The sequence below is a fragment of the Metabacillus idriensis genome (assembly GCF_009674765.1).
GTDB lineage: Bacteria > Bacillota > Bacilli > Bacillales > Bacillaceae > Bacillus_P > Bacillus_P idriensis.
The window spans coordinates 617,520-638,809 of record NZ_WKKF01000001.1 but is presented as its reverse complement, the minus strand read 5'-3'; the positions used below and the strand labels follow the sequence as shown (position 1 = coordinate 638,809).

Annotated in this window: 21 protein-coding genes and 2 pseudogenes; 5 read left to right on the top strand and 18 right to left on the bottom strand. The window is 40.1% G+C overall.

The window, feature by feature from the left end:
- Positions 1 to 11: 11 nt before the first annotated feature.
- Entirely contained in the window at positions 12 to 1,013 is a 1,002-nt protein-coding gene (locus tag GJU41_RS03180) for a TRAP transporter substrate-binding protein (protein ID WP_070875104.1), read from the bottom strand.
- 433 nt (positions 1,014 to 1,446) lie between these two features.
- Between GJU41_RS03180 and GJU41_RS03175 the strand changes: the two genes are divergently transcribed.
- Complete coding sequence (locus GJU41_RS03175) at positions 1,447 to 2,442, top strand: LacI family DNA-binding transcriptional regulator (RefSeq protein ID WP_070875103.1); 996 nt, start codon at positions 1,447 to 1,449, stop codon at positions 2,440 to 2,442.
- 458 nt (positions 2,443 to 2,900) lie between these two features.
- Here the strand turns inward: GJU41_RS03175 and GJU41_RS03170 are convergent, their stop codons facing one another.
- Positions 2,901 to 3,395: a DinB family protein gene (locus GJU41_RS03170; RefSeq protein WP_070875102.1), complete on the bottom strand. Its 495-nt coding sequence runs from the start codon at positions 3,393 to 3,395 to the stop codon at positions 2,901 to 2,903.
- Between the two features lie 481 nt (positions 3,396 to 3,876).
- Positions 3,877 to 4,054 (bottom strand): annotated as a pseudogene (locus tag GJU41_RS03165) (M20/M25/M40 family metallo-hydrolase); the annotation flags it as partial.
- A gap of 568 nt (positions 4,055 to 4,622) precedes the next feature.
- Between GJU41_RS03165 and GJU41_RS03160 the strand changes: the two are divergent.
- Positions 4,623 to 5,123: pseudogene (locus GJU41_RS03160) on the top strand (hypothetical protein); the annotation flags it as partial.
- Between the two features lie 83 nt (positions 5,124 to 5,206).
- Here GJU41_RS03160 and GJU41_RS03155 read toward each other — a convergent pair.
- The 14 genes from GJU41_RS03155 to GJU41_RS03090 form a co-directional block, all read right to left on the bottom strand.
- Positions 5,207 to 5,560, bottom strand: a complete 354-nt coding sequence (locus tag GJU41_RS03155) for a copper homeostasis protein CutC (RefSeq protein ID WP_191559195.1) — start codon at positions 5,558 to 5,560, stop codon at positions 5,207 to 5,209.
- A 90-nt stretch (positions 5,561 to 5,650) separates the two neighbouring features.
- Positions 5,651 to 6,115 carry a hydrogenase maturation protease gene (locus GJU41_RS03150; RefSeq protein ID WP_070875100.1) on the bottom strand — a complete coding sequence of 155 codons (465 nt, stop codon included), beginning with the start codon at positions 6,113 to 6,115 and terminating at the stop codon, positions 5,651 to 5,653.
- Positions 6,115 to 7,524 carry a nickel-dependent hydrogenase large subunit gene (locus GJU41_RS03145; protein WP_249042896.1) on the bottom strand — a complete coding sequence of 470 codons (1,410 nt, stop codon included), beginning with the start codon at positions 7,522 to 7,524 and terminating at the stop codon, positions 6,115 to 6,117. Before GJU41_RS03145 ends, GJU41_RS03150 begins: the two co-directional genes overlap by 1 nt.
- Positions 7,514 to 8,422, bottom strand: coding sequence for a hydrogenase small subunit (locus tag GJU41_RS03140; protein ID WP_154317985.1), 909 nt, complete (start codon positions 8,420 to 8,422; stop codon positions 7,514 to 7,516). The genes GJU41_RS03145 and GJU41_RS03140 overlap by 11 nt, the downstream gene beginning before the upstream one ends.
- Complete coding sequence (locus GJU41_RS03135) at positions 8,419 to 8,898, bottom strand: cytochrome b5 domain-containing protein (protein ID WP_154317984.1); 480 nt, start codon at positions 8,896 to 8,898, stop codon at positions 8,419 to 8,421. Before GJU41_RS03135 ends, GJU41_RS03140 begins: the two co-directional genes overlap by 4 nt.
- Before the next feature lie 57 nt (positions 8,899 to 8,955).
- Complete coding sequence (gene hypE, locus GJU41_RS03130; RefSeq protein ID WP_154317983.1) at positions 8,956 to 9,963, bottom strand: hydrogenase expression/formation protein HypE; 1,008 nt, start codon at positions 9,961 to 9,963, stop codon at positions 8,956 to 8,958.
- A gap of 2 nt (positions 9,964 to 9,965) precedes the next feature.
- Positions 9,966 to 11,072: a hydrogenase formation protein HypD gene (gene hypD / locus GJU41_RS03125; RefSeq protein WP_154317982.1), complete on the bottom strand. Its 1,107-nt coding sequence runs from the start codon at positions 11,070 to 11,072 to the stop codon at positions 9,966 to 9,968.
- Entirely contained in the window at positions 11,047 to 11,280 is a 234-nt protein-coding gene (locus GJU41_RS03120) for a HypC/HybG/HupF family hydrogenase formation chaperone (protein ID WP_070875094.1), read from the bottom strand. Before GJU41_RS03120 ends, hypD begins: the two co-directional genes overlap by 26 nt.
- Before the next feature lie 6 nt (positions 11,281 to 11,286).
- Positions 11,287 to 13,590 (bottom strand): carbamoyltransferase HypF, encoded by a 2,304-nt coding sequence (gene hypF, locus GJU41_RS03115; RefSeq protein ID WP_154317981.1) that lies wholly within the window; start codon positions 13,588 to 13,590, stop codon positions 11,287 to 11,289.
- A complete protein-coding gene (hypB, locus tag GJU41_RS03110) occupies positions 13,575 to 14,237 on the bottom strand; it encodes a hydrogenase nickel incorporation protein HypB (protein WP_070875092.1) in 663 nt (220 codons plus the stop codon). Before hypB ends, hypF begins: the two co-directional genes overlap by 16 nt.
- Positions 14,227 to 14,577, bottom strand: coding sequence for a hydrogenase maturation nickel metallochaperone HypA/HybF (locus tag GJU41_RS03105; protein ID WP_249042895.1), 351 nt, complete (start codon positions 14,575 to 14,577; stop codon positions 14,227 to 14,229). Before GJU41_RS03105 ends, hypB begins: the two co-directional genes overlap by 11 nt.
- A 268-nt stretch (positions 14,578 to 14,845) precedes the next feature.
- The gene (locus GJU41_RS03100) at positions 14,846 to 15,376 is read right to left on the bottom strand and encodes a copper homeostasis protein CutC (protein WP_170292701.1); all 531 of its coding nucleotides are present in this window, start codon (positions 15,374 to 15,376) and stop codon (positions 14,846 to 14,848) included.
- Between the two features lie 404 nt (positions 15,377 to 15,780).
- On the bottom strand, positions 15,781 to 16,809 hold the full coding sequence (locus tag GJU41_RS03095; RefSeq protein WP_154317978.1) for a histidinol phosphate phosphatase domain-containing protein: 1,029 nt from the start codon (positions 16,807 to 16,809) through the stop codon (positions 15,781 to 15,783).
- Complete coding sequence (locus GJU41_RS03090; RefSeq protein WP_154317977.1) at positions 16,799 to 17,590, bottom strand: DeoR/GlpR family DNA-binding transcription regulator; 792 nt, start codon at positions 17,588 to 17,590, stop codon at positions 16,799 to 16,801. The genes GJU41_RS03095 and GJU41_RS03090 overlap by 11 nt, the downstream gene beginning before the upstream one ends.
- 429 nt (positions 17,591 to 18,019) lie before the next feature.
- On the opposite strand from GJU41_RS03090, the gene GJU41_RS03085 reads away from it, so the two are divergent.
- The 3 genes from GJU41_RS03085 to tatC all read left to right on the top strand — a co-directional run bounded on the left by GJU41_RS03085 (position 18,020) and on the right by tatC (position 20,454).
- The gene (locus GJU41_RS03085) at positions 18,020 to 19,234 is read left to right on the top strand and encodes a metallophosphoesterase family protein (RefSeq protein WP_154317976.1); all 1,215 of its coding nucleotides are present in this window, start codon (positions 18,020 to 18,022) and stop codon (positions 19,232 to 19,234) included.
- A gap of 227 nt (positions 19,235 to 19,461) precedes the next feature.
- Positions 19,462 to 19,641 carry a twin-arginine translocase TatA/TatE family subunit gene (locus tag GJU41_RS03080; RefSeq protein ID WP_070875086.1) on the top strand — a complete coding sequence of 60 codons (180 nt, stop codon included), beginning with the start codon at positions 19,462 to 19,464 and terminating at the stop codon, positions 19,639 to 19,641.
- A 66-nt stretch (positions 19,642 to 19,707) separates the two neighbouring features.
- The gene (gene tatC / locus GJU41_RS03075; protein WP_154317975.1) at positions 19,708 to 20,454 is read left to right on the top strand and encodes a twin-arginine translocase subunit TatC; all 747 of its coding nucleotides are present in this window, start codon (positions 19,708 to 19,710) and stop codon (positions 20,452 to 20,454) included.
- A gap of 148 nt (positions 20,455 to 20,602) precedes the next feature.
- Here tatC and GJU41_RS03070 read toward each other — a convergent pair whose 3' ends face one another.
- Positions 20,603 to 21,286 (bottom strand): copper homeostasis protein CutC, encoded by a 684-nt coding sequence (locus tag GJU41_RS03070; RefSeq protein ID WP_154317974.1) that lies wholly within the window; start codon positions 21,284 to 21,286, stop codon positions 20,603 to 20,605.
- Positions 21,287 to 21,290: the final 4 nt, after the last annotated feature.

Sequence of the window (21,290 nt, the reverse complement as noted above, 5' to 3'; positions counted from 1 at the left end):
CCTCCCCCTGTTTATTCCTTATCAGCAGCTTCACGGATCTTTTTGTAGTACTCAGCTGTAGACTCTTTTTCGGCAAATTCTTTATGGAGCGGCCGAACCGCCTTTTGAAAGGGTTCCTTATCAGGCGTACTGAATGTCACGCCTTTTTCCTTGGCATCTTTTATCGATTTTTCAATCGCTTCTTCCCAAACAACTTTATGAAAAGCAGACGATTCGCGGGCAGCCTCATTGATGGCCTTTTTCTGTTCTGCATTCAATTCGTCCCACTTCGCCTGGTTCATAATCAGAATGTCCGGAACCATGGCATGCTCGCTGTAGGAATATTCTTTTGCCACTTCTCCATGGTTGTTATCCGTTAAAGCGGTTTCATTATTTTCCGAACCGTCAATTACTCCCTGCTGCAGAGCGGTGTAGACTTCGCCGAAAGACATCGGAGTAGGAGAACCTCCCATCAGCTCAATCATCCTGATGGCTGTTGCACTTGGCTGTACCCGTATTTTCATGCCATTCAGATCGTCTGGATGCATGATCGGTTTATTTTTCGTATAAAAGTTCCTTGAACCCCCGTCATAGAAAGTAAGTCCCCTGAACCCGATCTCTTCCGTAGATTCGTAGATGCCATTAACCGTGCTGCTGTTCATCACTTTGTAATAATGATCTCGTCCGTCAAACAAATACGGCAGACTGAAAAGAGAGTAGACTTCTGAAAAACTCTCCAGAGCACTTGCACTGACCTTTGATAAATCTACAGCTCCGGTCTGGGTCAGTTCAATGACTTCCCGCTCCGCCCCAAGCTGTCCATTCGGATAAAGATCGATCTTTACTTCACCGTTTGTCTTCTCTTCTGTTAATCTCGCAAACTCAGTCAGCGATTTATGCACAGGATGTGTCTCACTTTGGTTATGTGCAAGCCTCATTGTAATCGTTCCATCACTTGATGACTGTGTGCCGCATGCAGACAATACGCCGGCTGCAAGCAGGCAGATCACCATAAATGCCATCCATTTTTTCAATTCCCATCCCTCCTGAAAGTATACTGCCCCTTTGTTAACGGTTACATTTTTAATTAAGGCTGTTTCGCATAGAATGTTGTTTTTGATGATACAATGTTGTCCGTTCCTTTCCGCTCCAGGAACTTGCTTTCCGCGGTCCGGCTTTGCCTGTGGGGTCTCCCATTTCCCTCTATTTTCCCACAGGAGTCAAGTTCCTTCCGCTGCAATCCACTCATGGTTTTAAATATCTACATTTAAAGCAACAAAAATTACGAAAAGAGTTTTAATTAACAACGTTGTTATTTTTATCCACAAAATAACAACGTTGATATTTTTCATCAAAAAGCATGTTATTCTTCAGCTTTTTATACTATACTACAAGTAACAACGTTGTTATTTTTCAGTATAATATGTATTCCGAAAATTTTCAACAATTCCTTTTGGAGGATTTAAAATGAGTGTGACGATTAAAGATATCGCAAGGGAGTCTGGAGTCAGTTATTCAACTGTCTCAAAGGCGCTTAATAACAGCCCGCTTGTTAAGCCTGAAACGAAGAAAAAAGTCCTTGAAACAGCAAGTATGCTCGGATATACGCCTAACTTTGCCGCTAAAAACCTTGTCTCTAAAAAAAGCAGAACGATTGGACTTGTGTGGCCTGCAATTGACCGGATTGCTCTAACAGCCCTTGTTTCAAAGATAAATGAACTTGTAACAGCTGAAAATTATTTTATGATTCTCTCAGTGGATGAAGCAGATAAGGCCATTGGGATGTTCAAAGGATTCCAAGTGGACGGTGTCATGATTTTTGAAGAAGGCAGAGAAACCATGCTCCATTCAGATGTCTTCTCTTCTATCCCGATCCTTTCATACGGTGTATCAGGGGATCATGTTTACCCGATCATTGACGTAAATCATAAAAAAGCCATTCACCTGGCAGTCAGCCACTTGATAGAATTGGGACATACGAGTCTTTCCTATATTGGGGATGCCACTCCCGGAGATAAGCGGCAAACTGAGAAGCTGAATGGGTTCTATGAAGCTATGGAAAATGCCGGTCTGACTGTTCATGAAAATAGCATCGGCAATACTAAAGGACTGAGCTGGTATGATGGGTATCTTGCAGCAAAAGAATTGCTTAAAACAAGCAAGCCAACAGCCCTGATCAGCGGAAGCTATGATATCAGCGTCGGGGTTCTGCGTGCTGCCAAAGAACTCAAAATCAGAATTCCTGAAGACCTTTCTGTTATCTCCTATGATAATATTCCGCAGATGGCAAGCCTTGAAACAGAGCTTACAAGTGTTGGTGTCCCGATCGAACAATTAGCTGAGAAAATGGTCACATCATTACTTTCTCTAATTGAACACCCAGATTCTATCAATCTTACTCAGCTGATGGAGCCGAAGCTGGCACTTAGAAAATCAACAAAATCTCTGCAAAAACACCTCTGATCAAATATTAAGGGGTTCCGTTTTGGGAAGGAAAACCTGAAAATACACGGTATTTAGCACCGTGAATAGCATTAGAATTAGCACGCTAATTCGCACCGCTTTTAGCGGTGCTTTTTTGCTTAATAAAACTCAGTTCTTTATTGATCTGAGTTGTTAGGTTATTCCATTAAAGCCCCTTTACTTTAAGTACAGGACTTCACAATCTTTTTTTACACCTCATTAAACTCAATCCCTAAATGTGTTGTACATGCAAAAAGACGCCTTCTTATTTAAGAAAAGCGCCCGACTGTTGAACAATGAAATATGAGAAAGATCGCTCTGCAATAGTTCTAATTTATTTGACTAACACACCCGTTTAGCCATAAAATCAACCGCTTCACCAGAAAGAATGAAAAGGGCTTCACACCGTCAATACTGATTTTACGGCTGGACGAGGAAGGTCGCTGAATTATGGTGCTTTAGGACCAATCAACGCCACCCCAAGAGGATTGCAGCTTTCGCAATAGAACAATTTGACCGAGATGATATGTATCGTGCATCATGACATTGCTGAGTAAACGCTCAATAGAGTACCTGTTAGCTGCATACGGAGCTTTTAACTTTTCGTCGTCCAGGTCTGCAATGACCGTTTTTAATTTATTCATGACTTCATTAAGGCGCTGCACTGTCTGGGTCCACCCAATTTCGTCTTCTGGATCCCACGGTTTCCCAAAGGTTTCTTCATTGGTTTCTGGCTTATGCGGATTCTCTGTGCCCTTAATTCGATGGATCACGTCTTCATTCCAAAATATCAAGTGGTTGACAATCTGCCAAATTGAATTGCTGCCCGGACTTGTCCATGCTGCCTCAGCTGCGATGACTCCATGAAGCGCCTGATCCATGGATGCAAACCACTCATTCTCATTGTAATGCATGTCGAGTTGTTCTAAAAACATGTTGGCTACAACTTGCATAAAACCAATCTCCTCACTGTTTAGTGTATTTTTCAAAGTTAAAAGACAAGAAAAAATCCGACTATAGTATAAATTAATCGGACCTAAAAAGGTAAAAACCAAAACCAAGTGGTCCCTTCCATATTGGACATACCTTTCTCTCCAGCTTCTAATCCTCTCCAACATGGCAGGATAATCCGAAATTTCCGGGTGACGATAACAATAATCCTCAATCAATTTCAAAAAAGCCATTCATACGCATAAAATAACTTTCATTTTCGACTGTCGGCCATATAACGAAAAAAACTACTCCAATCATTTATTTTGAAAATACAGAAAAACCAACATCACTATGATTTATTCGACTCATCCAGTTTTTATTCCTTCATCATGACAAATAAAGTACCCTATAGGGCAGACCTTTTTCTAAGAGTCTACTCTATAGGGTACATTTTATTTTTCAGGTTGCCTGTTGACTAAACCGCATACCTCACCTTTAATTTTATAAGTGGCTTAATTGATATAATGCTTTGGCATAGATGGCTGTCGCTTTAATTAAATTCATCGATTTCTATAAATTCATCAATTTGGTGAGAGCTATCTACCTTTCCAGGGAAAAGCGCACCGAAAGCCACTGCATTTTTCATTAGCGCTGCATACGTTCCCCCGCCCGATGTAACCTTCTTCAAGTAACCTACCCAATCGATTAAGGTAAACCTTTACTATCTCGATTGCATTCTAAATAAACTAATATTGGTATTGTTCACTTTCCTCCACAATCTGGCCCTTATGTAGAAGAACTGTTTTATGTAGTATCTTTTTACTGTAAGACTATTAATTTTAGATTTTTTTATTCCGAGTGAGACATTACCAACGGTTTGTTGAGAATGAAAATTTTGGCAGAATATCATATTGTCCTACTTTAGACTAAAAAATATAGAGATTGATTAGAATAGAGTTCGCTTATACCGGGGTTTTTGATTGTTTCCCTATTTTTTCAGCTGGCTTATAATATTATTCCATGTAAAAAATTGGTAATATAGTCTATGAATAAAATGATTATTTTGAATCTTCAAGAAAAAATAGGGATCTATTATATTTAAATTGTATTAAATTTATGAATAGGGAGTGGTTAAATTGAAAAAGATTTACAGTCTTGTCTTAGCTGTTTCTCTTTGTTTATTGTCCATTTTCTCCTTTTCTAATGTGACTGCTGCGGCCGGAAACACACAGACGAATGATTATATGATTAAATCGTTCCACTATTTAAACGTTGATGGAAAAGATGTGAACTCCGCAGAAATGAATGACAAAACCGCAAATGAAGACATAAAAATCACCATGGTTTTGCCTAAACAGAATAAAAATGGCGATTGGCTGGCGTATGGATTTACAAGCAGGGAAACCTTGGAGGCCTTTATCGAAAAAGATAAACAGCGACTTGAAAACAAAGCCGGGATCATGGGCACCGGACCATGCTGTACCGATTTCTATGATTATAAAAATAAAGGCGGCGCGTATATTTATTGGAGAGACGGCTTTAAAAATCTGCCTTCTAGCTGGAATGACAGAATTTCCTCCTTAAGCACAGCTTCACCTTCTTCAAGTTATTCAACGACTCTGTGGGAGCATACTTCATCTCAAGGCTACGGCAGAGGAGTGCTTTTTAGACATTCCGATTGGTATGGCAAAACCGCTAATATGGCTTCGGATTGGAACAACAAGGCTTCTGCAATTGAAATTAAGTAACAAGCTAGCTCTAATGAAAAAGATATTATAAACGAACAAAAAAGCTGCAGGCATTAATGCTTGCAGCTTTTTTAAATACAGTTCTATTCTGCGATTTTTCTGATCGCTTTGATCTGAAGGGGATCGATAGGGATACTATAATTCGATTCAAAACGGATTCCCGAACCAAAGTGAACTTCTCTCACGTTCACTTTTTCTAAGAATGCAGATAAGTTTTGAGGGGTTAACCCTGATCCTGCCATAATTGAAAGACCCGTTCCGGCTGATAGATCTGCTAGCTGACTCAGCTCTTCTATTGCTTCTGTAGCTTTATCTTTGCTGCCTGATGTGAGTACTCTAGATATGGCAGGGTACTTTTGAAGAACACCTAAAGCAGTGACCTGATAATCGACCTCGTCAAACACGCGGTGAAAGGTAATATTTGATGCGCGAATCATCACATTCACCGGAATCGTTAATCCGCTGCAGACACTTCTAATTAATCCATAGCTAGGCGTAAGCCCGCCTTCCATTAATCCAGTGACGTTTTACACTTCCTCTTTTTCCTTTATTAATTCCCGGATCGCCTTCCTTGTCTCCTCTAAAATCTCATCCCATTTTTCTGTAAGCATGTCGCTCAGACCTATATGAAAATCAATTTGATAAGGTTCCACACCTATTAGAAATCCCTTTATCGTTTTTCTTTGCTGATACAGCACTTCAAATAAATGAAGGTTGTGCGGAGAGATATCAAGTGTCCTGTGTTCATGTAATGCTGCCAGAGGATAGATTGATAATTGTCCGGCTTGTTTGCCGGAGGATACAGCATCGAGAATTATCACAAACGATGCTCCGTCAATCACTTCGATACAATAATCAATATCTGATTCACCTATTCTATAATCGATGCTTGGATCATGATCAAGCTTCGACAGCTCTTCTGTAAGATAGATTCCAGCTCCATCGTCCATCATTAATTGATTTCCAATCCCCAATACGATGATTTTTTCCATTAAAACACCTTAATGGTTTTAACTTGTTTTCCAGGAATGTATACATGTGTCGCACAAGACATACATGGATCAAAGGAACGAAGGATTCTTCCAATCTCAGCTGGATTATCAAGATTCTCAATTGGTGTGCCGATTAACGCTTCTTCTGCAACGCCTCTGTACCCCTTTTCATCTCTGGTGGAAAAATCCCATGTTGATGGGGTGATAATTTGATAGTATGATAATTTTTTATCATCTATTTTAAGCCAATGCCCTAAAGCGCCTCTTGTTGTATCGACAAGCCCTTTTCCTGATGCAGTTTGCGGAAGCTCATATTTTTTTTGAACATCTACATCCGGGATAAGCTTTTTTAATAATATTTTCATAATTTCTGTTATTTTTTTCGCTTCAAGTGCCCTGGCAATTGTCCGGTCCATGGCTGATATTCCATTGCTGTATGAACCGCTTAAGATTAATCTCGCCAGCGGGCCAACTTCAAAGGGAAGATTATTGTACCTTGGCGCTTTTACCCAGGAGTATGCTTTCTCTTTATCCATGTCAGGCTCAGGCACCTCTGCATCAGGCCCGTATGTGCTTTCTTTTGCTGTGTAATAGGAGTAATCAATTTTTTCCGTGATTTTGTTCTCATTAAAAGCTTCTACAGTACCGAGAACAGATACCAGAGGATTGACATATAACGTTCCCAGCTCTTTATAATCATTAAAGGCACCATAGGTCAAAAGATTGCCGTATCCACCGCCTAATCGGAAGTACTCCGGATAATACCTGGCAATCTCATATACATCAGGTATCATTTTTTCATCTATAAATAAGATGATCTCCTCAAGAATGGAGTCAATATGAACGACTTTTTCTGCTGTTGCCTGCGCCGTAATACCTCCAATAAATACGCCATGATTATGTGGAGCCTTCCCCCCTAATACCGCCAGCATTTGATGTGCTGACCGGCTTATCGCAAGTGAATCGAAGTAATGGTTTGAAATCCTGTCATTTATTGCTTTGGGCAGTCTAAAATCGCCATGGTCTGATAGAAAAAGAGAATTTTGTTCAATTTTCACATAATCCGGAACCGTATATTGATAAAAATGGCGAATGTGATTCTGCAGAAACTCACAGCAATGAATGATATCTCTAAGATACCTTCCTTGTTCCATCGGTTCTATGTTTAGTGCATCTTCTAATGCCAATGATGAGGCCATCGAATGTGCTGCTGAGCAAATTCCGCATATTCGCTGTGTGAAATAAACTGCATCAAACGGATTTCTCCCTACTAACATTTGCTCAAATCCCCGAAATAAATTCCCTTTTGTTTTGGCATCTGCCACTTTATTATTTTCCACGAGAACATCAATTTCCATAAAACCGCTTATTCGCGTCAAAGGATTAATAACAATTCTTTTACTCATCATCCACCACCCTTGTCGTGTCAAAGCTTATGAATGGAGCCATTGCATCCGGAAACCCAAACTGTGCACAGCCTATGCATGGCGTGTTATCTCCGATCGGCCAGTTCACGTGTCCGTTCCATTGTCTCGTTGGACAATCTACCCTTGTTACAGGACCTCTGCATCCGAGCTTAAAAAGACATGTTTTATCCCCTAATTTTTCTGCGAAAATACCGCGGTCAAAAAATGGCCGTCTTGGGCAGCGGTCATGGATAAGCGTGCTGTAAAACATCAGCGGACGACCTAGCTTATCTGTATCAGGTTCGCCGTATAAAAGGAGATGAGCTAATGTCCCCAAAAACCAGTCTGGATGAACGGGGCAACCCGGCAGTTTGATCATTTTTTCATCAGGAAGGACGGTTTGAAGGCCGACAGATTCAGATGGATTTGGTTTAGCAGCAGAGACTCCCCCGTGTGTGGCGCATGCGCCTACTGCTAAAATATGTGATGCCTTCGCTCCAAGCATTGTTGCTGCCTGTAGACCGGTGAGCGGTTTTCCCTGCCAGCTTCCGATGATATTGTATAAGCCATTGTTTTTTAAAGCAACAGCGCCTTCAACGGCTAGGATATAGTCTCCCTCATCCAGAGCCTTCATCAGTTTCTCAACAGCCCGCTCTCCTTCTGATGCCATTAAACTATTACTATAGCGAAGGTTAACCATTGAATTTAAGGTATACTCAAAATCTGGATTTTGTCCGTTCAGCAACGAAATGATATTTCCCGAACACCCATTCAGCTCTAAATAAACTAGATTTTTCTTCTTGATTAGCCCCTTATTGATGCTGTTCATTGCTGTATTGGTTAATCTTGCGGCTATGGCTTCGTTCGTTAATGGCTCCGGCGGCAATATGTGCTGTTTCATGATGATAACCTCCCCACGGCTGGAAGCGTGCTTAATATTGCTTCTTGCCCGGCATGACAAGAGGCAAATTCTGCTGAATATTCTTTACCTGCAGTTAAAGCAAAGTGAGTGCCAGCTGCCCATGCTCTGTTGTTCGTGACATCATAAACGGTGCCATTAACGGCGACATAGGCAGGCTTGCCGTTTTTCCCGTCATTGACTGCTAATTCTCCAATTGTAAAAGTACGCTGCCGTGATTTTGAGATGGATGGATTAGGGTAAGGTGCCTGATTTGACATTAGAAAGCGATTATTCGTCATACATTGATTTGCCATCTGGTTACTGTGGAAGGAAATCATTGAAAGTGTATTCCATAATCGCTGAAGATGTTGCTGATTCGCTGTTGGATTCCGCAAGTTCGACATGGTATAGATGTCATAACGCGCCTGAGCAATAAGGTCATTCAGCTGCATTCTGAGCAATTCGGTGTTTTGCATGATGTTCTCTCCTTAAGGCACATTTTCATCCTCTCTAATGCATATGATTCAGCTTCCCTAACATATTCTAGGTAAAATCATGCCCGCGAGCCGATGCAGGCGTCTTGTTGTGCCTATAGGGGTTTTCAGGAGTAGTTTACCGCCTTGATTCTGACAGGATGTGACCTGGCCAATCACACATGCATTTTGACCATTTTCATGGTTCTTTAAAATAGTCAGTACTTTTTGCTTCTGATTTTCATCAACTATTATCACGACTTTTCCCTCATTTGCCAGATAAAGAGGATCAAAGCCCAAAATATCACATGCACCTCTAACATCTTTACGAATCGGAACTGCGATTTCATCTAACTCAACAGTAAAGTGAAAGTCTTCACACAGTTCTACTAGAGTTGTCGCCAATCCGCCGCGGGTAGGATCCCGCATGATCCGAATGCCGTCGATTTCCTTCATGAGTTCATGAATAAGCTGGTTTAACGAGGTACAATCACTTTTCACGTCTGTCAACAACCCAAGTTCTTGGCGTGCACTGAGTATAGAGATCCCGTGATCCCCAATGGTTCCATTGATGATCACACAATCTCCCTCACGGATTTCTTCAGATTTTAGCCGATGATCCCGTATCTCCCCGATTCCAGCTGTATTTATGAATAAACCATCTGCACTTCCCTTTTCAACTACTTTCGTATCGCCTGCAACAATTTTCACTCCGGCTTTTAGAGCTTCTGCTGCCATACTCTTTACAATCTTTTTTAAGTCATTGAGAGGAAAGCCTTCTTCAATAATAAAACCCGCTGTCATAAAAAGAGGTATTGCCCCTGAAACAGCTAAGTCGTTAACTGTTCCTGTTACGGCTAACCTCCCTATGTTTCCTCCGGGAAAAAATAGGGGATTTACTACGAAGCTATCCGTTGTGACTGCGATTGTTTGCGAGGGAAAGGCAAGAACAGCAGAATCAAGCTGTGTTTGCTCTGAATGGCCGAATAATTGAATAAATACATCTTGTATGAGGTGATGAGTCAGTTCCCCGCCTTCTCCGTGAGCCAAACTGATTCGCTGAACCATGTCTATTCCTCCCTCATGTATTGGTAATGAGCAGCGCAGGTTCCTTCTGCAGATACCATGCAAGGTCCAATTGGATTGGATGGTGAGCAGCTTTTCCCAAAAAGCACGCACTCTTCCGGTGTGATTAATCCCCGAATGATTTCACCGCAGCGGCATTTTGTTTTTCTTGGTTCCCCTGTTGAAACCGTAAATTTCTTTTTCGCATCAAATTGGGCATATTTTTCTTTAAGCACTAATCCGCTTTTTGGTATCGCGCTCATCCCCCGCCATATTTCATCAAAGGGTTCAAAATACTTCTCCATTAAACGCTGAGCTGCAGGATTGCCATGATCTTTTACCAAATAGGTGTAATCATTCAGTATATCGGTCTTATTCTCAAGCAAAAGCTGCAGCAATTTATAGATGCCGCTGAGTAATTGAACAGGTTCAAATCCAGTAATTACGCCTGAAATATTATACTCTTCTGATAAATAACTGTAGTTCTGCTTTCCTAAAACGACGGATACATGCCCGGGCAAAAGAAACCCGTCCAATTTGACATCACCAGAATCAAGGAGCGCTCTCAATACAGGTTCTACTAGCTTAGTTGTCATCCACATGGAGTAATTCTTTAGCTTTTTCAGCTCTGCCTCGCGAATGGCAAGAGCGAGAATCGGAATCGTCGTTTCAAAACCTATTCCTAAAAAGATGATTTCTTTATCGGGATTTTCTTCCGCAATTTTCACACTATCAAGCGGAGAGTATACAACCCTGATATCCTTGCCTGCTGTTTTAGCTTTCATCAGGGTAAATTTAGACCCAGGCACGCGCATCATATCACCAAAGGTACATAGAATTCTCCCGGTTCCTTCAGATAGCTGAATCATGGCATCGATCGATTTTTGATCTGTCACACATACCGGACAGCCTGGACCGGCAATCAGCTTCACACAGTCTTTTAATCCAGTTTTAATTCCTGTCTTGGCAAATGCCATTGTATGTGATCCGCATACTTCCATAAAGACCGGCATTCTTCCTGTTTCTTCTTTAAACTTGCCTGCTAACTCTTTAACAGCTTCAAGCGAATGACGAGTCAAGAGTGGATCAGAAAAGATGTCCATGGTTTCCATCTAATACATTCCTCCATTCCTCAATACTTTCTTTGGCATATTCCTCATCAACAATAGTCATTGCCTGCCCTGCATGCAGCAGAACATAATCATCTTCCTTGACCTCAGGAACAAATAAGATTCCGACATGCATTCTAGACCCCATAACATCTACCAGCGCTGACTCATCTCTTATTTGGATGACTTTTGCAGGTACTCCTATACACATATGAATTCACCGCCTTTGATTTCTTTCAGCCACTGAAGCGATTATCAATTGTCCTAAAGCTAAACCGCCATCGTGGCATGGAACTTTTCGATGGGAATAAACATGAAAGCTTTCCTTTTGAAGACAACTGGCTATCTCTTTAACTAGAAACCTATTTTGAAAGGAACCTCCCGAGAGAACCACACTTCTATTTAATTCCGATCTCTTTTTTGCAAGTGTGAGAACCATTTGGACACAGCTTTTAACAATCGTTTGATGAAAGATTTGGATGATTTTTTCAAGCGGGACAGCATTTTGCCGGTCTTGAATGATTTTTTTGATCATGGGAGATAAATCAAGCTGAAGCAGGTTATCCTTGTTCGCCTTAAGATGAAAAGGATATGATTCGTCCGTCTTTTCCCTTAGGGGTCCATTCATATAATCCGATAATTTAATGGCTGCTTCACCTTCATATGTGGATGTTAAACAAATGCCGAGGATGGCACTCACTGCATCAAAAATCCGGCCGCACGTTCCTGCCATTGGAGTATTGATTTGTTTTTTAATCATCTGTTCGATGACGGCAATTTCGTTTGACTTGCCCGGGAATAGATTCACTGCTAAATCTTTGCCTTCTTCCGGCCAGTAATAAAGCAGCATTCCCGCAGCATTTCTCCATGGTTCCTTAACAGCTTTTTCTCCTCCAGACAGCGGGGTATAGTGCAGATGAGCCAGACGTTCAAAAGAATCAGCATTTCCATACAAGCACTCGAAACCCCAAATTTGACCATCTTCTCCGTAACCTGTTCCGTCCAAAATCAGGCCAAAGCATGGCTCCACAAGTCCGTTATCTTCCATACAGGACACATGATGGGCATGATGATGCTGGACAGGTACCAATTGACCTTTTAGTTTGTCAGCCATTCGATGAGCTGCATAATGAGGGTGTTTATCGACAGCTATAGACGTCTCATTCATGCCAAGCCAATCTTTAAAATGATCAAGCTGTGTTTCAAAGAAGTGAATCATTTCTTCATTATCTAAATCGCCTATATGCGGGCTCAATAAAATATGATCTTGCTTTCCGAGAGCAAACGTATTTTTTTGATTTCCGCCGAGGGCAATGATTCCATCAACTTTCGAATTCGTTTTGATGGGATCAGGAACAAATCCTCTGGCACGCCGTAAATACATCAGCTTTTCCCCATCACATTGAACAACAGAATCATCGATTGGAAGATAGATTTGTCTATTATGTGTTAATAAGTAATCACACATCTCCTCTAAACAATTTAATGAACTTTCTCTATAAATTATGGGAAGACCTGATGGATTAGCACTTGTCATGACAAGATATTCCAGCCTGTTTTTTTCAAACAGAAGATGATGTAAAGGCGTGTAAGGCAGCATGATTCCTAAAGTAGATAAACCAGGTGAAAGATTTTCGGGTAATACGCACGTTTTTTTCTTCTGCAGGACAACAATTGGCATTGCTGGATCTGTAAGCAATTCTGCTTCTCGGTTTGATACATGACACAGCTCTCTTGCTGCCTCGATAGACTTTACCATGATGGCAAGCGGACGCTGCGGCCGTTTTTTTCTGAACCTGATTTGATTAACGGGCCCCTCTTGAGTGGCATCACATGCTAAATGGTAGCCGCCGATTCCTTTTATACCAATGATCGATCCGCTTTTTAAAAGATCGATTGTTTGACTGACTGCGAGCTGGTTTTCAGCCAGAATATCTGTCTGCTGATTCTGCAAAATAAGCGCAGGTCCACACTCTGAACAGCAAATCGGCTGTGCATGATGACGCCGATTTAACGGATTTTCGTATTCTTTCCGGCATTCCTCGCACATTTTAAATGTGCTCATCGTAGTTTGGGGACGGTCATAGGGCAAGTCCTTAATAATCGTGTATCGCGGCCCGCATTGAGTACAATTTATAAATGGATACTGAAACCGGCGATTTGACGGCTCTTTCATTTCTTCTAAACACTGTCTGCAAATACCCGCATCCGCTGCTATCCATGGGAGAGAGGAATGGCTGTTTATTTGACTTGCAGCTATCGAAAATTTTTTATAGTCAGAATGGGGAACTTGATGAATCGACATCTCTTTCACTCTTGATAATGGAGGCGGAGACATTTTCAAATCATCTACCGCTTTTTTTAATGAAATTTCTTGTCCTTGAAAAATAATGATGACATGATCAACGTTGTTTTGGACGGTTCCTGTAAGCTGATACTTTTTAGATAGTGAATAGATGAAGGGGCGGAAGCCGACCCCTTGTACCCTCCCCTTAACAATGATCTTTATTGTTTGATGCATTGGAAATGAGCGTCCTTTATCCAATTTATCCAGTCATCCATACCTTCTCCAGACTTTGCGGAAACAGCTTTAAACAGCGCCTGGGGATTGATTGCTTCTAAATCCCGCCTTGCTTCTTCAAGATTGAAAGAGACATAGGGCAGGAGATCCACTTTATTAATGATAGTGAGATCTGTCCGCCTGAACATCACTGGATACTTTGGGATTTTATCATTGCCTTCTGGCACACTCAGGACAACTACTTTATAATGCTGTCCTAGATCATAGCCTGACGGGCAAACGAGGTTGCCGATATTTTCAATAAACAGAAGGTCAAACTGATCAAGCCCTTCAAATTCCGGCAGCGTTTTAGCAATCATTCTTGCATCAAGATGACACCCGCCCACAGTATTGATTTGAACCGTTTTGATTCCAAGCAGCCGCAGGCGCTCTGCATCCCGGTCTGTGGCTAAATCGCCTTCAATCACTGCAATAGAATAGTCATCTTTTAATGCTTTAACCGTTTCTTCAAGTAAAGTCGTTTTGCCGGCACCAGGGGAGCTCATTATGTTTATTACAAGCGTTTTGCTGTTTTCAAAGAGTTCCCTATTAAATTCAGCTGCTGTATGATGATCTTTCAGCACATCTTCTCCAATCTTAATTTTCATGCTCCTCACTCCCTTCATAAGCATCAACCCTGAACGTTTCCCCAGAAATGAGCAGACAATCTGGAATGCCGCACCTTGGGCATCGTGCTAATTGATAGTCTGGTTCAAACTCAAGATGACAGGTCTGACATTTTGACAGCGCAGGTTCCCGGATAATATGTAATTCGGTCTTTTCATTAATAGGAAAGCTGACAGGATCTTTCCTCAGATGAAAAAACGCAAGCTCAAGAGCATCCGGAAGCACATTCGATAAATCTCCGACTATGACTTCTATTTGCGTCACGTTGCAGAACCCATGTAAAACAGCATCTTGGGAAACAATCTTTAGAATTTCTGACATGAGCGACATCTCATGCATGGAAAACACCTGCCATTATTAAGCGTTACTAAAGTTTATGCTTGGATTTATTAATGAGACCTGATGAAAATTTATGAATCAAAGATTTGTGGTTGAAAATATCCTTATTCGATGATGATTAAAGTTTTGTTACTAAAAGAATTGTAAAAATCCCCTGATTTGATTTCAGATGTTTTGTTATACCAAAACGATCAGAAACAAAAAAACTGCAGACATTTAAAAAATGGCTGCAGCTTTCTATTTGTATTCGTCATGTTACGATTTTTCTGATCGCTTTTATTTGAATGGGATCGATAGGATTACTATAATTTGATTCATAACGGATTCCCGAACCAAAGTGAACTTCTCTCACGTTCACTTTTTCTAAGAAGGCAGGTAAGTTTTGAGGTGTTAACCCTGATCCTGCCATAATGGAAAGACCCGTTCCGGCTGATAGATCTGCTAGCTGACTCAGCTCTTCTATTGCTTCTGTAGCTTTTTCTTTGCTGCCTGATGTGAGTACTCTAGTTATCTCAGGGTACTTCTGAAGCACGCCTAGAGCTGTTGCGAGATGATTGGCCTCGTCAAACGCGCGGTGAAAGGTAATATCTAACCCTTTTGAAGCTTGTATTAACTTAGTAAGCTTCTCTTCATCTATTTTTTTCTCATTTGTAAGAACACCAAATACAACTCCAGCTGCACCTAATTTCCTGCAGATTTCAATATCTTCTAACATAATATTCAAGTCTTCATCAGAATAACAAAAGCTCCGGCTATGCGGCTGAAAAACTCTCCAGAGCACTTGCACTGACCTTTGATAGATCTACAGCTCGGTCTGGGTAAAAGAGTTATTCAGCTATCGGTGGCTATCATAACCAACTTTCGAAGTTAGTGCGCCAAAACCGATCTTGCAAAGCGAATTCACAACAGAAACAACAATCTATGAGAAAAAAGCCATATTAAATTGATATATGGACATTTGTTAATTGAAGCACTATTCCATTAAAAGGAACTTTAATGGAGTAACTTTTTAAAATGCAGTACATTCAGTTCAAATTACGACTGAGTTTTTTGTGCAAAAAAAACACCGCAAAAGCGGTGCAATTTAATGTGCGAATCTGCGTTAACTCTAGTGTGATATTGGGATTTCCCTCACAAAAGGGAACCCAATAATTATGATTTCAGGTGTTTTTTCTGCTTTTTGTTCTAACGCAGGATATTCAATGAAGATCCCTCTATCGAAAGAGGCTTCATCATTCGTTCCCTTTTTTCAAAAGTAACGATTTCTTTTACCCCTTTATTAATCAGCATCTCTATGTTTTCATCTAGGAAAGCACCTATGTCTTCTGGAAAATGGGCATCAGAGGATAGGAGCAATGGTATCTTATTTTCAATTAATAGATCAAGAAATGGTTCATTCGGGCACATTTCCTTTACCGGGAATCGATAATATAAACCCGCGTTAACCTCTGTTGCTGCATCCATATCCCTTAAAGCTTTTACTATCCTTTTATAAAGGGTAAGCAAAAGATCATCATTTGGGCGGTAGCCAAAGACTTTAATATTATCCAGGTGCGAAATATAGTCAAATAAGCCGCTTCTGATTGCCTTTTCCACGATTCTAAAGAAGGTTTCATATAAGAAATTTACATCATACTTTTCAAACTCATCAGTTGTTTTTGGATTATCAAATCCCCATCCATTGACAAAATGAACAGAGCCATTAATAAAATCCCAATCATGCTTGGAAAGCAATTCGGATAAATCCTCTTCCTCATCTTCAAAGTAGTCTGCTTCTATTCCTATCTTTAATTGAACACCTTGCTTTGCCCATTTTTCTTTATTTCTTGTAATAGATTCCGCAAAATGATCTAAGCTTTCTGTCATGACCAGGTCTAACCATCGCTTTTGTACGCGGCCAATCGGACTTTCATCAAGCATCATATTTTTTTCGAAATATATCCGGCAATCTGTAAATCGATATAAATGATCAACAATCCCGACTTCTTTGATCCCTTTTCTTTTCGCATTTTCAAGATATAAATCAAGCCAGATCGGATCATAAGCACCTTTTGTCAACCTTTCAGATAACTTTTGCACAGATTGGGCAGCCCATTGTTTCGAGGTTTTTTCTTCTGGCGAATGCTGTCCCATTAAAAGGTTTTGATAGGTTTTTTTCAGCCAATTCGATGTATACGGACCTTCTTCCAGATGAACATGATAATCAACTCTCATTGGCGTCACCTACAGTTATCCAATCTACATCACCAAAAACTTGATCTTTAGACCAATCAACCGGCATTTTTTGATCAGTAATCAGACAGTCAATTGCAGAGAACGGCCCTATATGGAAAAGAGCCCTTTGATTCAGTTTAGAAGAATCAGCTGCAACAATTGTTTGTCTTGATCTCTTCATCATAATAGAAGAAGCCGTTGCTTCCTCTACATTGAAATCACAAATTCCATCCTTGTTTATTCCCCCGCATGAAATAAAGGCTTTGTCAAAATAAAATTGCTCCAATAACTTATTGGTTATGGACCCGCTGATTGAACGCTGCAGAGGATTGGCAGTACCTCCAAGGACAATGACTTTTCCATCAAATAACCTGTTTTCAATCCGGCTATTTAATAGTTCAGCTGCTGCCAGAGAATTAGTCACGATGGTTACATTTTTGACGTCTTTAATAGCACTTGCAATTTGAAAAATTGTAGTGCCGACATCAAGTGCTACTAAATCTCCATCCATAATAAAAGTCGCCGCAGCTTCTCCAATCATTTTTTTCTGAGGATGAAAGATCCCGACTTTCTTATTAAAATGAGGCTCTTTAATCACACCAAGATATTGGATGGCTCCCCCATGAATTCTGCGCAATTTCTTTTTCTCTTCGAGTGAACTCAAGTCTTTTCTGATTGTTTCAGGCGTCACGTTTAATTTTATAGCTATATCTGCTACGCCAATTTTATTTTTCATTTCCAGTTCTCTGATTATCGCTTTATATCTTTCATTCATTTTCATTTCCTTCCCCCATTTTGTTTTGGTTTGTTTTGGATTAACCCATTATAAGAAAGGAATATAAATAATAGACTGTAAAAATATTAACTTTTGTAAAATTAATCAAAAATGAAAACGAATTCAAAAGTCTATTCTTGCGATTCATCAGGCTTTTATCTCATAAAAAATTCTAATAAACTTCTTTTTAATGCGAAACAAGCCATTTATTTTTGTTTTTTTGTTTTTTGTTTTGTTTTATTTACTTACATTGCTGTTTTGTTTAATAATCTATCAATATTTCTATCTTATGATGAATAGGTAGCTAACGGGGATTGTGGCGCCATCTCCATTTACGTAGTGAATGCTTGCAGCATTACATAAATGATTCTCCATTACTATTGCTCTTTTCAATTGTTATGCTAATCAATCTATTAAAAAATTGGAGGTTTTTTTATGGGTAATCAAGATCAGCAAAAGGGATTAGACAGAAGGAGTTTTATAAAAATAGGCGGAATGAGTACACTCGCTTTAACACTTGCGACTACGGGGCTTCCCGGGAATTTATTGACGAACACTGTACATGCTGAAAAAAAACCAAATGCTAAGCTTCACTTCAACTCAAATGGAAAGTTTAAGGTCGTTCAATTTAACGATACTCAGGATGATGAGCGAATTGATCGCAGGACACTTGAACTGATGGAAAAAGTCCTTGATTCTGAAAAACCTGATTTTGTAGTACTGAACGGTGACAATATTTCATCAGGCTGTGATTCAGAACTAGAAATGAAGCAAGCCCTGAATAATGTTGCTCAACCGATGGAAAAAAGAGGAATTAAGTGGGCGGTTACGTTTGGAAACCATGATGAAGATTCCACTCCAAAGAGCGGAATGGACGAAAAAGCGATGCTTCAATTTTATATGACTTACAAATATAATATGAACGAGCCAGGTGAAAAAGGCCTAACTGGTACAGGTAACATGAACCTCGTCATTAGACATTCAAAAGGCAATAAAGCTGCATTCAACCTATGGCTGCTTGACAGCGGCAGATATGCTCCATCACAAATCGCCGGGCAAGATTTTAAGGGATATCCGACTTGGGACTGGCTCCGTTTTAATCAGGTGAACTGGTATTATGAACAATCTAAAAAACTTGAAAGGCAGTACGGTTATAAAGTACCTTCACTTGTGTTCATACATATTCCTTTATGGGAGCATCGTTTTATGTGGCATGGAGGCGTAGATGTAAGAACACAAGCAAGCCATGAGCTTGCAGTGGCAAAACACCAAATTGTTGGAGAACGAAATGAAGATGAATGTCCTGGACCAGTAAACGGCGGTTTATTTTCAGCCATGCTAGAGCGTGGAGACGTTAAAGGAGTTTTCTGCGGACATGATCATGTGAACACATACTGCGGCAATTATTATGGAATTCTGCTTGGATACGCCGGAAACACAGGCTTTGGCACTTACGGACTTTCAGGTGCTCAAAGAAATAGACTTCGCGGAGCTCGAGTATTCAATTTAGATGAAAACAAAGAAGGCGTACTTGTTGAAACACATATGGTTTTCGCTAAGGACTATGGAATTGATTTAACTGCGAATGATCAAAGTATGAATCCTCTGCCTTTAGATACGGAAGAGAAGGAAAAAATGCCGAACAGCTAATTCTTATAAAAAGGCTGTTTTCGAAAAGATTGTCGTTTTCCGTATTGATATTGTTTACGTATAGAAGTCCTGTCGTGCTCTTTTCCGAAGATTGGCTGATACGGTTATTAATATAGATACGATGAATACTGTAAAAAATCCAAAACCCGATTTTTTACTGACTGCTAAAAAGCAGCATACCTTACGAAAAGAGCCAGAAAAAAATTGAAAAAAATGGAGGAATTATCTTGCTGCAAAATATAGGTGTCCCTGGTCTAATCCTTATTCTGATTATCGCTCTTATCGTATTTGGACCATCTAAGCTACCGGAAATCGGCCGTGCATTCGGAAATACATTAAGAGAATTTAAGAACTCAGCAAAGGATATCATGTCAGACGAAAAAGAAGATAACAGCCAAACTAAGTAAAAATTCCGGAAGATGTAAACACAAAGTTTGCATCTTCCTCTTATTTCAAAAAAGGGAGAAGCTTATATGAATAATAATGAGTTATCTTTTGTTAATCACCTTGGAGAGCTAAGAAAACGAATAATTTTTGTCTTCGTGTTTTTTACCATTCTATTATTCGGTTCATTTCTTTATGTACAGGAAATATACGAATGGCTGGTTCGGGATCTAGGCCATGACTTAGCTGTTTTAGGACCAAGTGAAATCCTGTGGGTCTATTTTATGATTTCAGGGATCATTGCCATCGCACTCACCATTCCGCTTGCTGCTTATCAAACTTGGCTGTTTGTAAAACCTGCATTAACTGTAAAGGAACGGAAAACGGCGTTAGCCTACATTCCAGGGTTGTTTACTTTATTTATTGCGGGTCTGTCATTCGGGTATTTTGTCGTCTATCCGCTTGTCCTAAGTTTTTTACTTTCCTTATCAGCAGGGCAATTTGAAACCATGTTTACTGCAGAAAAATATTTCAAGTTTATGATCAACCTAACACTGCCATTTGGTTTGCTTTTTGAAATACCCTTAATAGCTATGTTTCTTACCTCAATTGGTGTCATTAACCCGATGCTGCTCACTAAAGCAAGAAAGATCTCTTACTTTTTACTTACACTGATTGCTATTTTCATCACTCCCCCTGATCTTATTTCAGATATTCTAGTAATCGTACCTCTATTCGTCTTATATGAAATCAGCGTGACCTTATCCAAATTCGTATATCGAAAAAAACATCCGAAGCAGCCTGAGACCGTGATTCCAATGAAAAAAACATCATAAACGAACAGAAGACTGCAGTCATTTAGGAATGTCTGCAGTCTTTTTGTTCCTGTTAGAACGTTAGATTGAGGATTGTATTCCTCACTTTAAATGTCTCTAAAATCAGGAAAAAGCGAATTCTGATGGACATACTATTTCCACTCTTTTTTTATGAAACAATTTTCTTGATTGCTTTTAATTTATTTGGATCAATTGGATTCATATAGCTTGATTCAAAACGGATACCCGAACCAAAGTGAACTTCTCTCACGTTCACTTTTTCTAAGAATGCAGGTAAGTTTTGAGGGGTTAACCCTGATCCTGCCATAATTGAAAGACCCGTTCCGGCTGATAGATCTGCTAGCTGACTCAGCTCTTCTATTGCTTCTGTAGCTTTATCTTTGCTGCCAGATGTGAGTACTCTAGTTATCTCAGGGTACTTCTGAAGCACTCCTAAAGCTGTTGCCAGATGATTGGCCTCGTCAAACGCGCGGTGAAAGGTAATATCTAACCCTTTTGAAGCTTGTATTAACTTAGTAAGCTTTTCTTCATCTATTTTTTTCTCATTTGTAAGAACACCAAATACAACTCCAGCTGCACCTAATTTCCGGCAGATTTCAATATCTTCTAACATAATATTCAAGTCTTCATCAGAATAACAAAAGCTCCGGCTATGCGGGCGAATCATCACATTCACGGGAATCGTTAATCCGCTGCAGACACTTCTAATCAAGCCATAACTAGGAGTCAGCCCTCCTTCCATCAATCCAGTGACTAATTCGATTCGATCGGCACCCGCTGATTGTGCAATTTTTGCATCTTCAAGTGAATCTGATATAGCTTCAATAATCATATTT